The sequence below is a fragment of the Streptomyces sp. NPDC096152 genome, from assembly GCF_044763235.1.
Lineage (GTDB): Bacteria > Actinomycetota > Actinomycetes > Streptomycetales > Streptomycetaceae > Streptomyces.
Genome location: NZ_JBIWFW010000010.1, coordinates 21731 through 35281, shown reverse-complemented (window position 1 = coordinate 35281; position 13551 = coordinate 21731). Strand labels below are relative to the sequence as shown.

General features: G+C 71.4%; 15 protein-coding genes. 8 read left to right on the top strand and 7 right to left on the bottom strand.

Translation table 11 applies throughout. The annotated features are described in order from the left end of the window. Positions 1–119 precede the first annotated feature (119 nt). From gcvT to ACIQ9G_RS30550, 8 genes are all read left to right on the top strand, one after another. Positions 120–1247 carry a glycine cleavage system aminomethyltransferase GcvT gene (gcvT, locus tag ACIQ9G_RS30585; RefSeq protein ID WP_403616009.1) on the top strand — a complete coding sequence of 376 codons (1128 nt, stop codon included), beginning with the start codon at positions 120–122 and terminating at the stop codon, positions 1245–1247. Positions 1248–1436: 189 nt separating this feature from the next. Continuing rightward, positions 1437–1814 (top strand): glycine cleavage system protein GcvH, encoded by a 378-nt coding sequence (gcvH, locus tag ACIQ9G_RS30580; RefSeq protein WP_403616007.1) that lies wholly within the window; start codon positions 1437–1439, stop codon positions 1812–1814. Positions 1815–1828: 14 nt separating this feature from the next. Beyond that, positions 1829–3091: a serine hydroxymethyltransferase gene (glyA, locus tag ACIQ9G_RS30575; RefSeq protein ID WP_403616004.1), complete on the top strand. Its 1263-nt coding sequence runs from the start codon at positions 1829–1831 to the stop codon at positions 3089–3091. A 161-nt stretch (positions 3092–3252) separates the two neighbouring features. Further along, positions 3253–4620: an L-serine ammonia-lyase gene (locus ACIQ9G_RS30570; RefSeq protein ID WP_403616001.1), complete on the top strand. Its 1368-nt coding sequence runs from the start codon at positions 3253–3255 to the stop codon at positions 4618–4620. 97 nt (positions 4621–4717) lie between these two features. Continuing rightward, entirely contained in the window at positions 4718–4990 is a 273-nt protein-coding gene (locus ACIQ9G_RS30565; protein ID WP_403615998.1) for a hypothetical protein, read from the top strand. After that, the gene (locus ACIQ9G_RS30560; protein ID WP_403615995.1) at positions 4987–5379 is read left to right on the top strand and encodes a type II toxin-antitoxin system VapC family toxin; all 393 of its coding nucleotides are present in this window, start codon (positions 4987–4989) and stop codon (positions 5377–5379) included. Before ACIQ9G_RS30565 ends, ACIQ9G_RS30560 begins: the two co-directional genes overlap by 4 nt. A gap of 105 nt (positions 5380–5484) precedes the next feature. Beyond that, complete coding sequence (locus tag ACIQ9G_RS30555; protein WP_403615992.1) at positions 5485–6501, top strand: phosphatidylinositol-specific phospholipase C domain-containing protein; 1017 nt, start codon at positions 5485–5487, stop codon at positions 6499–6501. 107 nt (positions 6502–6608) lie between these two features. Beyond that, positions 6609–7172 carry a glycoside hydrolase family 25 protein gene (locus ACIQ9G_RS30550; protein ID WP_403615988.1) on the top strand — a complete coding sequence of 188 codons (564 nt, stop codon included), beginning with the start codon at positions 6609–6611 and terminating at the stop codon, positions 7170–7172. A gap of 86 nt (positions 7173–7258) precedes the next feature. On the opposite strand, the gene ACIQ9G_RS30545 is transcribed toward ACIQ9G_RS30550, so the two are convergent. The 7 genes from ACIQ9G_RS30545 to ACIQ9G_RS30515 all read right to left on the bottom strand — a co-directional run bounded on the left by ACIQ9G_RS30545 (position 7259) and on the right by ACIQ9G_RS30515 (position 13419). Next, positions 7259–7921 (bottom strand): NADPH-dependent F420 reductase, encoded by a 663-nt coding sequence (locus tag ACIQ9G_RS30545; RefSeq protein WP_403615985.1) that lies wholly within the window; start codon positions 7919–7921, stop codon positions 7259–7261. A gap of 161 nt (positions 7922–8082) precedes the next feature. Next, positions 8083–8295 carry an EF-hand domain-containing protein gene (locus ACIQ9G_RS30540; RefSeq protein ID WP_403615983.1) on the bottom strand — a complete coding sequence of 71 codons (213 nt, stop codon included), beginning with the start codon at positions 8293–8295 and terminating at the stop codon, positions 8083–8085. A gap of 123 nt (positions 8296–8418) precedes the next feature. Then, positions 8419–9603, bottom strand: coding sequence for a YncE family protein (locus tag ACIQ9G_RS30535; protein ID WP_403615980.1), 1185 nt, complete (start codon positions 9601–9603; stop codon positions 8419–8421). Beyond that, positions 9603–10388, bottom strand: coding sequence for a polysaccharide deacetylase family protein (locus tag ACIQ9G_RS30530; protein WP_403615977.1), 786 nt, complete (start codon positions 10386–10388; stop codon positions 9603–9605). Before ACIQ9G_RS30530 ends, ACIQ9G_RS30535 begins: the two co-directional genes overlap by 1 nt. A 71-nt stretch (positions 10389–10459) precedes the next feature. Then, positions 10460–10963: an ATP-binding protein gene (locus ACIQ9G_RS30525; protein ID WP_403615974.1), complete on the bottom strand. Its 504-nt coding sequence runs from the start codon at positions 10961–10963 to the stop codon at positions 10460–10462. A 285-nt stretch (positions 10964–11248) separates the two neighbouring features. Beyond that, the gene (locus tag ACIQ9G_RS30520) at positions 11249–12016 is read right to left on the bottom strand and encodes an enoyl-CoA hydratase/isomerase family protein (RefSeq protein ID WP_403615971.1); all 768 of its coding nucleotides are present in this window, start codon (positions 12014–12016) and stop codon (positions 11249–11251) included. 158 nt (positions 12017–12174) lie between these two features. Then, positions 12175–13419 carry an Ig-like domain-containing protein gene (locus tag ACIQ9G_RS30515; RefSeq protein ID WP_403615969.1) on the bottom strand — a complete coding sequence of 415 codons (1245 nt, stop codon included), beginning with the start codon at positions 13417–13419 and terminating at the stop codon, positions 12175–12177. Between the last annotated feature and the right edge of the window lie 132 nt (positions 13420–13551).

Here is a 13551-nt window from a genome sequence, read left to right as displayed (position 1 = left end):
GGCGGGTCACTGCGAACCTCTCAGGTTCCGATGACAGATGGGGAGGAACGTTCCTCGCCCTCCCCCATGCCCGGCTCTGCTCGCGCGGGGGGACCCCCATCTCCCTGGGAGACCGACCGATGAGCAGTACCGAACCTTCCGAGAAGCGCCGTACCGCGCTCGATGCGCTGCATCGCTCGCTCGGCGCGACGATGACCGACTTCGCCGGCTGGGACATGCCGCTGCGCTACGGCTCCGAGCGGGACGAGCACCTCGCCGTGCGCACCAGGGCGGGCCTGTTCGACCTGTCCCACATGGGTGAGATCACGGTCACCGGCCCGCAGGCCGCCGAGCTGCTGAACTTCGCCCTGGTCGGCAACATCGCCTCCGTCGGCGTGGGCCGCGCCCGCTACACCATGATCTGCCGGGCCGACGGCGGCATCCTGGACGATCTGATCGTCTACCGCCTGGCCGAGACCGAGTACATGGTCGTCGCCAACGCCTCCAACGCCCAGGTCGTGCTCGACGCGCTGACCGAGCGGGCGGCCGGCTTCGACGCCGAGGTCCGCGACGACCGGGACGCCTACGCGCTGATCGCCGTCCAGGGCCCCGAGTCCCCCGGCATCCTCAAGACGCTGACCGACGCCGACCTGGACGGCCTGAAGTACTACGCGGGCCTGCCCGGCACGGTCGCGGGCGTCCCGGCGCTGATCGCGCGCACCGGCTACACCGGCGAGGACGGCTTCGAGCTGTTCGCCGCCCCGGCCGACGCCGAGAAGCTGTGGCAGGCGCTGACCGACGCGGGCGCGCCAGCCGGGCTGGTCCCGTGCGGGCTGTCCTGCCGGGACACGTTGCGCCTGGAGGCGGGAATGCCGCTGTACGGGCACGAGCTGTCCACCTCGCTCACCCCCTTCGACGCCGGGCTCGGCCGGGTGGTGAAGTTCGACAAGGAGGGCGACTTCGTCGGGCGCGAGGCGCTGGCGGCCGCCGCCGAGCGTGCCGCCGCCGAGCCGCCCCGGGTCCTCGTCGGCCTGGTCGCCGAGGGCCGCCGGGTCCCGCGCGCGGGCTACCCCGTGGTCGCCGGCGGCGAGGTGATCGGCGAGGTCACCTCAGGCGCCCCCTCCCCCACGCTGGGCAAGCCCATCGCCATGGCGTACGTCGACGCCGCGCACGCCGCGCCGGGCACGGCGGGCGTCGGCGTGGACATCCGGGGCAGCCACGAGCCGTACGAGGTCGTGGCGCTGCCCTTCTACAAGCGCCGGAAGTAGAGACTGGGAGCGGTCCGGGCGGGCACACGGCCCGGCCGGCGCCCTCCGGCGCCCGTCCGCGCGCACCGGCCCGCCCGCGGGTTCCCGTCCGCGCGTCCGTGGCGCCGGGCACACCCTCTCCCGCTCACCGGCGCTTCCAGCAGCCTCCCTCTTCACCAGCACTCCCCCGCGTACAGGAGAATTCAGCTCATGAGCAACCCCCAGCAGCTGCGTTACAGCAAGGAGCACGAGTGGCTGTCGCCCGCCGAGGACGGCGTGTCGGCGGTCGGCATCACGGAGCACGCGGCCAACGCGCTCGGCGATGTCGTCTTCGTCCAGCTCCCCGAGGTCGGTGACTCGGTGTCGGCGGGCGAGACCTGCGGCGAGCTCGAGTCGACCAAGTCGGTCTCCGACCTGTACTCGCCCGTCACCGGCGAGATCACCGAGGTCAACCAGGACGTCGTCGACGACCCCTCGCTCGTGAACTCGGCCCCCTTCGAGGGCGGCTGGCTGTTCAAGGTGCGCGTCGCCGGCGAGCCGGAGGAGCTGCTCTCCGCCGACGAGTACACCGCGTTCACCGCCGGCTGAGGAGTCGTAGCCGTATGACTGTCCTGAACACGCCCCTGCACGAGCTCGACCCCGACGTCGCCGCCGCGGTCGACGCCGAGCTGCTCCGCCAGCAGTCCACGCTGGAGATGATCGCCTCGGAGAACTTCGCTCCGGTCGCGGTCATGGAGGCCCAGGGCTCGGTCCTCACCAACAAGTACGCCGAGGGCTACCCGGGCCGCCGCTACTACGGCGGCTGCGAGCACGTCGACGTGGTCGAGCAGATCGCCATCGACCGCATCAAGGAGCTCTTCGGCGCCGAGCACGCCAACGTGCAGCCGCACTCCGGCGCCCAGGCGAACGCGGCCGCGATGTTCGCGCTGCTCAAGCCGGGCGACACGATCATGGGTCTGAACCTCGCGCACGGCGGGCACCTGACCCACGGCATGAAGATCAACTTCTCCGGCAAGCTCTACGACGTCGTCGCCTACCACGTGGGCGAGGACGGCCGGGTCGACATGGCCGAGGTGGAGCGGCTGGCGAAGGAGGCCCGGCCGAAGCTGATCGTGGCCGGCTGGTCGGCCTACCCGCGGCAGCTCGACTTCGCCGCCTTCCGCAGGATCGCGGACGAGGTCGGCGCGTACCTCATGGTCGACATGGCGCACTTCGCCGGCCTGGTGGCCGCGGGCCTGCACCCCAACCCGGTCCCGCACGCCCATGTCGTCACCACCACCACCCACAAGACGCTCGGCGGCCCGCGCGGCGGTGTGATCCTGTCCACGGCCGAGCTGGCCAAGAAGATCAACTCCGCGGTCTTCCCCGGTCAGCAGGGCGGACCGCTGGAGCACGTGATCGCCGCCAAGGCGGTGGCCTTCAAGGTCGCGGCTAGCGAGGACTTCAAGGAGCGGCAGCGCCGTACCCTGGACGGCGCCCGCATCCTGGCCGAGCGCCTGGTGCGGGACGACGTCCGCGCGGTCGGCGTCGACGTGCTGTCCGGCGGCACGGACGTCCACCTGGTCCTGGTCGACCTGCGGAACTCGGAGCTGGACGGACAGCAGGCCGAGGACCGGTTGCACGAGGTCGGCATCACGGTCAACCGCAACGCGATCCCGAACGACCCGCGTCCGCCGATGGTCACCTCGGGGCTGCGGATCGGCACGCCCGCCCTGGCGACCCGCGGCTTCACGGCCGAGGACTTCGCCGAGGTCGCGGACGTGATCGCCGAGGCGCTGAAGCCGTCCTACGACGCCGAGGCGCTCAGGGCCCGGGTCAAGGCCCTGGCCGACAGGCACCCGCTGTACCCGGGGCTCGGGAAGTAGCCGGTCCCGCGGTTCGGGCGGGCACCGCGCACACTGAGAGGTGAGCACGGCGCCCGCCCACCCACGGCCCCACCCCTACGCCCCGAACACGAACCCGCACTCGCACTCGCACCCAGCGCCCGCCCCGCACCACCGCACCACCCCCGTATTGAGGAGTCCCCGTGGCCATCTCGGTCTTCGACCTGTTCTCGATCGGCATCGGCCCGTCCAGCTCCCACACGGTCGGCCCGCTGCGCGCGGCGCGCATGTTCGCGCGCCGGCTGCGCAACGAGGGCCTGCTGGAGAGGGCCGCGTCGGTCCGGGCGGAGCTGTACGGCTCCCTCGGCGCCACCGGCCACGGTCACGGCACGCCGAAGGCGGTGCTGCTCGGCCTGGAGGGCGACTCCCCGCGCACGGTGGACGTGGAGACGGCCGACGAGCGCGTGGAGGCGATCAGGACCTCGGGCCGCATCCGGCTGCTCGGCGAGCACGAGATCGCGTTCGACTTCGACGCGGACATGGTGCTGCACCGGCGCAAGGCCCTCCCGTACCACGCCAACGGCATGACCCTGTGGGCCCACGACGCCTCGGGGGACGAGCTGCTCGCCAAGACGTACTACTCGGTCGGCGGCGGCTTCGTCGTGGACGAGGACGCGGTGGGCGCCGACCGCATCAAGCTCGACGACACGGTCCTGAAGTACCCCTTCCGCACGGGCGACGAGCTGCTGCGCCTGACCAAGGAGACGGGCCTGTCGATCTCCTCGCTGATGCTGGAGAACGAGCGGGCCTGGCGCACCGAGGAGGAGATACGCGCGGGCCTGCTGGAGATCTGGCGGGTGATGCGGGAGTGCGTGGGGCGTGGCATGTCCCGCGAGGGCATCCTGCCCGGCGGACTGCGGGTGCGCCGCCGCGCGGCCGTCACCGCGCGCCAGCTGCGCGCCGAGGGCGACGCGCTGGCCCGCTCGATGGAGTGGATCACGCTCTACGCGATGGCGGTGAACGAGGAGAACGCGGCCGGCGGCCGGGTCGTGACCGCCCCCACCAACGGCGCGGCGGGCATCATCCCCGCGGTCCTGCACTACTACATCAACTTCGTCCCCGGCGCGGACGAGGAGGGCGTGGTCCGCTTCCTGCTCGCCGCCGGCGCGATCGGGATGCTGTTCAAGGAGAACGCCTCCATCTCCGGCGCCGAGGTCGGCTGCCAGGGCGAGGTCGGCTCGGCCTGCTCGATGGCGGCGGGCGCGCTGGCCGAGGTCATGGGCGGCACCCCCGAACAGGTCGAGAACGCCGCCGAGATCGGCATGGAGCACAACCTCGGCCTCACCTGCGACCCGGTCGGCGGCCTGGTCCAGATCCCGTGCATCGAGCGCAACGGCATGGCCGCGGTCAAGGCCGTCACCGCCGCCCGCATGGCGATGCGCGGCGACGGCTCCCACAAGGTCTCCCTCGACAAGGTCATCAAGACCATGAAGGACACCGGCGCCGACATGTCCGTCAAGTACAAGGAGACGGCGCGCGGCGGGCTGGCGGTGAACATCATCGAGTGCTGATCGGGTCTTGAGCCGCGCGTTCGTGTCTTTCGGCGCTGTCAGGGGTCCTCACTGCCACATCCCACCCAAATAACAAGACTTTTGTTAAGATTGCCGCATGGCTGCCTCTCCGGCTCCCGGCGAAGGCCTCGTGCGGCCGGTCTCCGTCTCCCTTCACGAGGGCACGATCGCGGCTCTCAAGGAACGCACCGGCAAACGGGGCATGTCGGCCTACGTGGAAGCACTCATCCAGCGCCAACTGGAGCGCGACCGGCTGCGCGAACTCATCGAAGACGGCGAAGCCGAACACGGCCCCGTCGACCAGGCCACCGTCGAAGCCAAGCGAGCCCTTCTGCGCGGTGACGCGGCAGGCTCGACGGACGCCGCGTGAGCGGCACGCTCATCCTGGACTGCGAGGGCCTGTCCAGCCTCGCACGACGCACTCCCGAGCTCATCGAGTGGCTGGCCGCGGCCGAAGCGGAGGACATCCGCGTCGTCATCAGTTCGGTGACCCTCGTCGAGGCCCGCGACCCCAGAACCCACCAGGCCCGCTTCGACTACGCCGTCTCCCGGGTGAACATCGTTCCGCCCACCGAAGGCATCGCCCGCCACGCGAGCAGGCTTCTCGCAGCAGCGGGACTGCACGGCCACAGGTACGCCCTCGACGCCCTCGTGGCCGCCACCGCACTCGCCGCGCCCGCCCCGGTGACCCTGCTGACCTCGGATCCCGAGGGCCTCCGCACGCTGTGCGGCACCGGCGTCCGCGTCTTCATGATCTGAGGCAGTCGTTCCCCCAGGGGCTACCGCGCGGTAACCGGTTGGCTCTACGCTGCCGCCAACTTGGCGTCGGTGTAGGGGAGTTGACTTATGCGTGCGGTGAGACGGATGACGGCGGCGTTGGGGGTCGCGGGCTTAGTGGCGGCGGTGCCGGCGCAGGCCGCGCAAGCGGCGTCGCCGAAGTTCTCGGAGACGACGGCGATCGGTACGCACAACGCGTACGACAAGGCCAAGTACACGTACTTCGCGCAGGCGCTGGACTCCGGTGCCTCGCTGCTGGAGATCGACGTCTACACCGACAGCCTGAGCAGGCGCTGGCGGGTCAGCCACAGCAACCCCTTCGGCGACGACAACAACTGCGAGGCCGCCAAGACCCCGGCCGAGCTCTACGGCAAGAGCCGCAACCAGGACCTCGGCGGCTGCCTGGACAACATCGCCGCCTGGCACCGGCTGCACCCCGACCACCGGCCGATCGTCTTCAAGGTGGAGATGAAGAACGGCTTCAACAACAACGTGGGGCTCGGGCCCGACGAGTTCGACACGCTGGTGCGGCAGAAGCTCGGCGGCATGGTCTACAGGCCGGCCGACCTGCTGGGCGGCACGTACACCTCGGCGGACGCGGCCGCGAAGGCCGACGCGTGGCCGGCCCGGGACGACCTGCGGGGCAAGGTGCTCTTCGAGCTGATACCCGGCACGGTGGAGCAGGCCAACCCCTTCGACCACTACTGGACGGACGAGGAGTACGGGGACCACCTGCGCGACCTGTACGCGGGCGGGGACCTGACGGCGGCACAGGCCTTCCCGGCCGTGCTGGGCGCCGAGGCCGGCGACCCGCGCACCGGCCGCTACGACGCCTCGATCCGCCCCTGGTTCGTCTTCTTCGACGGCGACGCGGCGAGCTACGTCGACAAGGGCTACGACACGTCGTTCTACTCCCGGAACCACTACATCCTGATCACCACGGACGCCGCCGGGGTGTCCCCCGCGATCTCCTCGACGAACCCCACGGACGCCGAGGTGGCCGCGCGCCTGTCCCTGCTGGCCGCGCATCACGCCAGCGTGATCACCTCGGACTGGTCGGCCAAGTCGGCCGCGGTGCTGGGGTCGACGGTGCCGCGGGACTGACGCTGCCACGAGACTGACGTTCGAACCACCGGCAGGGATCGTCCGTACCTGTGGGGGGCACAACCCAGTCAACGACTCCTCCCCCACAGCGCCTTCAGGGAGTTCCCATGCTGCGCGGCATCGACGTCAGTGCGTACCAGTCCTCCAGCTACGGCACGGACGGCCTCTCCTTCGTCTTCATCAAGGCGACGGAGGGGCGTTCGTACGTCAACCCGAAACTCGCCGCCCAGACGAAGCACGGCAGGGACGCCGGTCTGACCGTCGGCTTCTACCACTTCCTCTGGCCGGGCAACCTCACCGCCCAGGCGGAGCACTTCGTCGCCAAGGCCCCCGAGAGGGCGGGCGACATCCTCGCCGTCGACTGGGAGACCACCGGCGACGGCACCCACGCCTCCAACGCCGAGAAGGACGCCTTCGTCCGCAAGGTGAAGCAACTGCGGCCGCACCACCGGGTCGTCCTGTACTGCAGCCGGGACTTCTGGCTCAACCGCGACCGGACCTCGTACGCGGGCGACGGTCTGTGGATCGCGGACTACGTCACCGCGGGCAAACCGCGCATCGAGGCCGCCTGGCGCTTCCACCAGTACACCGACGAGCCCCACGACACCAACGTGGCCCGCTTCACCACCCACGCCGACCTGCGGAAGTGGGCGACCCCCCAGGGGACGTGAGCCCGTCGGACCGGCCGGCGGGGTGGTACGGCCCGGAGACCGGCCCCGCGACCCGGGGTCCGTCCCCCCGCCCCGGACCCGCCGCCCTACGCCCGGAAGTCCGCCGGGCGTTCCGGGGACGCCTCTGCGAGTGCCCCGACGACGGCATCGACGCCCGCCCTGAGGCCGTAGACCGGGGTCCCGGGCTGCTGGCGCCAGGAGTCGTCGATGCCGCCGGAGTCCACGGTGTCGAAGCCGAGCTCGTCGATCAGCGCCCGGACCTTCGCCTTGGCCTCCGCGTCGTCGCCCGCCACCGGGAGCGCCATCCGCTCCGGGTCGCCGGCGGGACGGGGCCGCTCCACGATGTCCTGGGCGTAGGTGCCGTTGAACGCCTTGATCACGGGGTGCCCGATCCGGCGCTCGGTCCAGCGGCTCTCGGTGAGTCCGTCGTCCTCGATCTCCGCGATACGGCCGTCCCGCTGCTGCGGGTAGTAGTTGCCGGTGTCGATGACCGCCGCGCCCTCCGCCGCCCCGTCGAGCAGGCCGGCGGGGAGGTCCGGGACCGCCTTCAGCGGAACGGTGACCACGACGACCTCGGCGCCGCGCGCCGCCTCCTCGACGCGGACGGGGGTCGCGCCGGTCTCCTCGGCCAGTGCCGTGAGGGTGTGCGGGCCACGGGAGTTCGCGACGGAGACGTCGTGGCCGAGGGCGGTGAGCCGCCGGGTGAGGTTGCCGCCGATGTTGCCCGCGCCGATGATGCCGATCTTCATGTCTGGATTCGCCCAGCCCTTCCGGGGTCGGTGTCCGAAGCACAGCCTTGCAGCCGACCTCCAACCCACGTCGGACGCGCGCTATTCCTGACCCCGGCGAACGGGTGAGACGGCGGAGGGGCGCCCGGCGGCTCACCGCCCGGCGCCCCTCCGCCTCGGACTCACTTGCTCACGTAGGCCCAGAACTCGTCGAAGGACAGGACCTTGTCCCCGTTCAGGTCGCGGGTCTTGATGAGGACCTCCGCCACCGTGTCGGTGACGTTCCAGTCGCCCCCCTGGGCCAGGGCGGACTTGAACTCGGCGGCGGTGATGAACCCGTCACCGTCCGCATCGATCCGCTGGAACTCCTTGCGTGCTTCCTCGATGTCCGCCACCGATCCGCCCCTTTGTGTCGCGTCTGATCTGTCTTGCTGTCGTACTGACGCAGGTCAGATTAACGGCCCTCGCGCGACCTCGGTGCGGCGACCGCCCCCGGGCGCTCCTCCGCGGAGGGCGGGTCAGCGGAAGATGCCCGTGTGCCCCAGGGAGTAGCGGCCCGGCTGGGGATAGACGGCGAGGCCGTGCGGGCCTCTGCCGACCTTGATGCGGGCGAGCTGGGCGCCGGTGCGGGTGTCGATGGCGTACACCTCGGAGTTGTAGCGCCCCGACAGCCACAGGACCTTGCCGTCGGCGGAGACGCCGCCCATGTCGGGGCTGCCGCCGTGGGGAAGGCGCCACTTCTTGGTGAGCTCGTTCCGGGTGAAGTCGAAGATCGAGACGGTGCCCTCACCGCGGTTGGAGATGTACATCTCGCGGGAGTCGCGGCTGACGTAGAGGCCGTGGGCGCCCTTGCCGGTGTGGAGGAACTCCGGCTTGCCGAAGGTGGCGCCGTCCAGGATCCACAGCCCGTCGGCCACCATGTCGGCGACGTAGAAACGCTTGCCGTCGGGGGACATCTTCACGTCCTGCGGCATGGCGCCGTGCAGCGGCAGCTTCTGCCGGCCGACCACCTCCATCCGCGCCGTGTCCACCTTGAGCAGTTCCCCGCTGAACTCGCAGGAGACGATGAAGTAGCGGCCGTCCAGGGAGAAGTCGGCGTGGTTGACGCCCGCGCAGCCGACCGGGAGGGCCTTCACCGTCTTCATGGTGTGCGCGTCGCGGAAGACCAGCTGGTGGTCGGCGGAGGCCATGACCACCGCGTACTTGCCGTCGGGGGTGAAGTACAGGTTGTAGGGGTCGTGCACGGCGACCGGCTCGCCCGCCTCGCCGGTCCTCGGGTCGATGGGGGTGAGGCTGTTGCCCAGGTCGTTGTTGACCCACAGCGTCTTCAGGTCCCAGGAGGGGACCACGTGCTGGGGCTGGCGGCCGACCCGGATCGTCTCGACCACCCGGTACGTGGCGGGGTCGATGACCGAGACCGTGTTGGAGTTGGTGTTGGGGACGTAGATCCGGGACGGGAAGTCCTTGACCACCGGGGAGAGCTTGTTCGGGCGGTCGGCGGCGTAGACGTCGGACGGGTCGAGGACGGGCGGCATGCCGGGCAGGGCGCCCACGGCCTGCCGTTTCGGCTGCGGCACGGCGGCCGCCTTGCTGCCGAGGGCCTCGTCGGCGTGGTGCGCGGAGCCGTCGCAGGCGGAGAGCGCGGCCAGCGCGAGGCCGGCGGCGCCGGCGATCAGGGCCCGGGTGAGGAGGGTGGGTCGCATCAGCTCAGCAGCTCCGTGGTGGTGACCGCGTGGAGGCCGCGGCGGTCGAGTTCGGTGAGGAGACCGGGGAGGGCGGTGACCGTGCCCGGGTGGCCGAAGTGCAGGCTCACCACGGACCCGGGCCGGACCTCGGCCAGGATCTTGCGGGTGATCGCGGGGGCGCCGGGGTCCGTGTAGTCGAGCGAGTCGACGTCGTACGACAGCACGTGCGGGTATCCGGCGCCGCGGGCCAGCCGTGCCACCAGCGGGGAGGCGGCCGGGGCGCGCGAGGGGCGGAACCAGGTGCCGATGGATCCGGTGAGCCGCCGCAGCCGGTCCGCGCAGGCGGTGATCTCCGACCGGGCGTCCGCCTCGGACATGGTGTTGACGGCGAGGTGGCGCTGGGTGTGGTTGCCGAGGTCGTGGCCGCCGTCGAGGATGCGGCGGGCCAGTTCCGGGTGCTCGTCGAGCCAGGTGCCGACGGCGAGCACGGTGACGCGGGCGCCGTGCCGCTCGGCCTCGGTGAGCAGGGCGCGGGCGAGTGCCGGGTCGCCCTGGCCGTGGAAGGTGAGGGCGACGCGGGGCCGGTCGCGGGGCCCGTGGGTGATCTGTGCGGGCTGCCGGGGGAAGGCGCGGGGGGCGGGCGCGGCGAGCGGGGTGGCGGTCGCGTGCGGGGCGCGGGGCGAGGGCGTGGCGCTGGACGGGGGCGCGTCGGCACCGGCGGCGGAGCAACCGGCGGCGAGCGCGCCCCCGGCGACGAGCCCGGCGCCCGTGCGCAGCACCCCTCGGCGGTCGGTGGTGGTCACCCACACCATTTAAGGGGTGAAGGGTAAGAAAACGGCCGATTCACGCGTATGGCCGCCGGGGTGAGCGTCGGTCAGCGGTCCGCCACCCGCATCTCGAACCAGGTGGTCTTGCCGCGCGGCAGGAGGTCCACGCCCCAGCGGTCGGCCAGTTTGTCGACGAGGAAGAGTCCGCGGCCGCTGACGTCCATCTCCTGCACCGGCATCAGGCACGGGAGCCCGCGGGAGGGGTCGCGGACCTCCACGCGGATCCAGCCGCGGCGGCGGCGCATCCGTAAGCCGAACACCCGGGCCCCGGTGTGCCGTACGGCGTTGCCGACGAGTTCGGAGACCAGGAGGACGGCGTCCTCCGTCATCTTGGGGGTCAGCCCCCACTGGCGCAGGACGACGACCTGGGCGAGCCGGCGTGCGGTGGCGGCGGACTCGGGGCGGGACGGCAGCGGAACCTCTGCTTCCGTCGGGTTGCCGAACAACTCCAGCGCTTTGAGTGCCCGTTCGTCCTCGACCGCAGGCGACCAGCGCGCGGCGGTCGCCCGCCCTTGTCCCCGCGGCTGCTCGATGCCCTCCAGCCCCGCCATGCCCCCCATCATGGCCGTACGGGGCTCCCTCCGGGGCCGTTCCGGGCGAATACGCCCCCTGAGCGCCCCTGCCGTACCGAATGCGTACGGCATATGCCAAAGGCACTTCGGTGTCCGGAACGGCCCGGCTGACCTGCGCCGACGGGCCCGCGGGCGGTTACCGGCGGCCTCCCTCGACTAGGCAGGCTTAAGGGTGCCTTAAGGCTCCCCTAATCCGCCCCATCGAGGGACACCGGATCAGACGCCGCGTCAACAGCAAGAGGCCGGCGAGAGATTCGTAAGGATTCAGAGGAACTTGGCTTTGCCCGGGCCCTCCTCCACGAAGCTGCGCATCCCGCGCTCGCGGTCCTCGGTGGCGAACAGCCCCGCGAACCAGTTGCGCTCCACGGCGAGTCCGGTCTCGATGTCCGTCTCCAGCCCGGTGTCGACCGACTCCTTGGCGGCGCGCAGGGCGATCGCCGGGCCCTGGGCGAGCTTCGCGGCCCAGGCGTGCGCCTCGGCGTACACGTCGGCGGCGGGCACCACCCGGTCCACCAGGCCCAGGGCGAGGGCCTCGTCGGCCTTCACCTGACGGCCGGTGAAGATCAGGTCCTTGGCCTTGGAGGGGCCGATCAGCCGGGCCAGCCGCTGGGTGCCGCCGGCGCCCGGGATCAGGCCGAGCAGGATCTCGGGCTGGCCCAGCTTGGCGTTCTCCCCGGCGATGCGGATGTCGGCGCAGAGCGCGAGTTCGCAGCCGCCGCCCAGCGCGTACCCGGTGACCGCGGCGACCACCGGCTTGGGGATGCGGGCCACGGCGGTGAAGGAGTCCTGCAGGGCGCGGGCGCGCAGGACCATCGCCGCGTGGTCCATCACCTGCATCTCCTTGATGTCCGCGCCCGCCGCGAACACCTTCTCGCCGCCGTAGATCACCACGGCGCGCACGTCCTCGCGGCGGGCGGCCTCCTCGGCGAGTTCCCTGATCCGGTCCTGCGTGGCGATGTCGAGCGCGTTCATGGGCGGGCGGTCCAGGCGCAGCGTGCCGACGCCCTCGGCCACTTCGAGAGTTGCGGTCATGCAGGCAGGTTAACGGGGATCAACGGCGCGGGGGCTCGTGCGGTCGATCACACCCGGCCGGGGGTCCGGGGGCCGCCCCCCAGGCAGACACAGCACGGGGGTCAACGGGGACGGGCCCGGTGCCGTGGATCGCACCGGGCCCGTCAGCGCGCCGTGGGCTACGCCGTCCACTCCTTCCAGGACATGTTCCAGCCGTTGAGGCCGTTGTCCGGGGAGACCGTGCGGTCGTGGGAGTTCTTGACCACCACCACGTCGCCGATCATCGAGTGGTTGAAGAACCAGGCCGCCGGCACCTTGCTGTCGTAGCCGCCGCGCACGTCGCGCAGGCCGACGCAGCCGTGGCTGGCGTTGTAGTTGCCGAAGGCGCCGCCACCCCAGTAGTTGCCGTGGATGAAGGTGCCCGAGGTGGTGAGCCGGATGGCGTGCGGGACGTCCTTGATGTCGTACTCGCCGCCGTAGCCGACCGTCTCGCCGTTCATGCGGGTGACGGTGAGCTTCTCGCTCATCACCATCTGGCCGTTCCAGGTCTCGTAGCCGGGCTTGCCGGTGGTGACGGGCAGGGTCTTGACGACCTTGCCGTCCTGCGTGACCTTCATCGTCTGCTTCTTGGCGTCCACGACGGACACCTGGTTGCGGCCGATGGTGAAGGAGACCGTCTTGGTCTGCTTGCCGTAGACGCCGGCGCGGCCCTCGACGCCGTCGAGGTTCAGCCGGACGGTGACCTTGGTGCCGGACTTCCAGTACTCCTCGGGACGGAAGTCGAGGCGGTCGTTGCCGAACCAGTGGCCTCGGACCTCGACGGCCGGCTCGGTCTTGATCTGGACGGCCCGCTCGACGTCCTCCGGGTGGGTGATGCCCCGGGTGAAGCGGATGGAGAACGGCATTCCGACACCGACGGTGGAGCCGTCCTCGGGGGTGAAGTACCCGACGAAGGTGTTCTGCGGGGTCAGGGTGGTGAAGCTGGAGTCCTCGGCCGCCGCGCGGCCCGCGGAGTCCTTGGCGACCGCGTGCACCCGGTACTTGGTGGAGGCGGCCAGGTGGGTGGACGGCGTCCAGGTGGCGCCGCCGCCGGTTATCTTCCCGGGTATCGCGGTGCCCTTGGCGTCCTTCACCACGACCTCGGTCAGCCGGCCCTCGCGCGCGCTGACCTTGAGGGCGTCGCTGGTCCGGACGGACTTGGCGCCGTCCTTGGGCGCGATGGTGACCACCGCCTGCGACTGCTTGCCCTGCGCCGCACCGGCGCCCTCCCCCTTGCCTCCGCCGGCGCCCGTGCCCGACCCCGCCCCTCCGCCGCAGCCGGTGACCGCGAGCAGCAGCGCGCCCGCGAGGAGCGCCAGCCCCCTGCGTCCGCGGTTCTTCCCCCGCGCGTCAACCGACGCCCCCGATATCGGTCGCACGTTCAAAGTCGTCTCTCCCCTCCCTGGGCCTGGTCAGGCCCGCGCCCCAGCGCCACAACGCGCGTTCGCGCATATTAACCGCAAGGTCAGGGCCGTCGGCGACCGGGAATTGTCACCGTTCAGTCCCAACTTCAACAG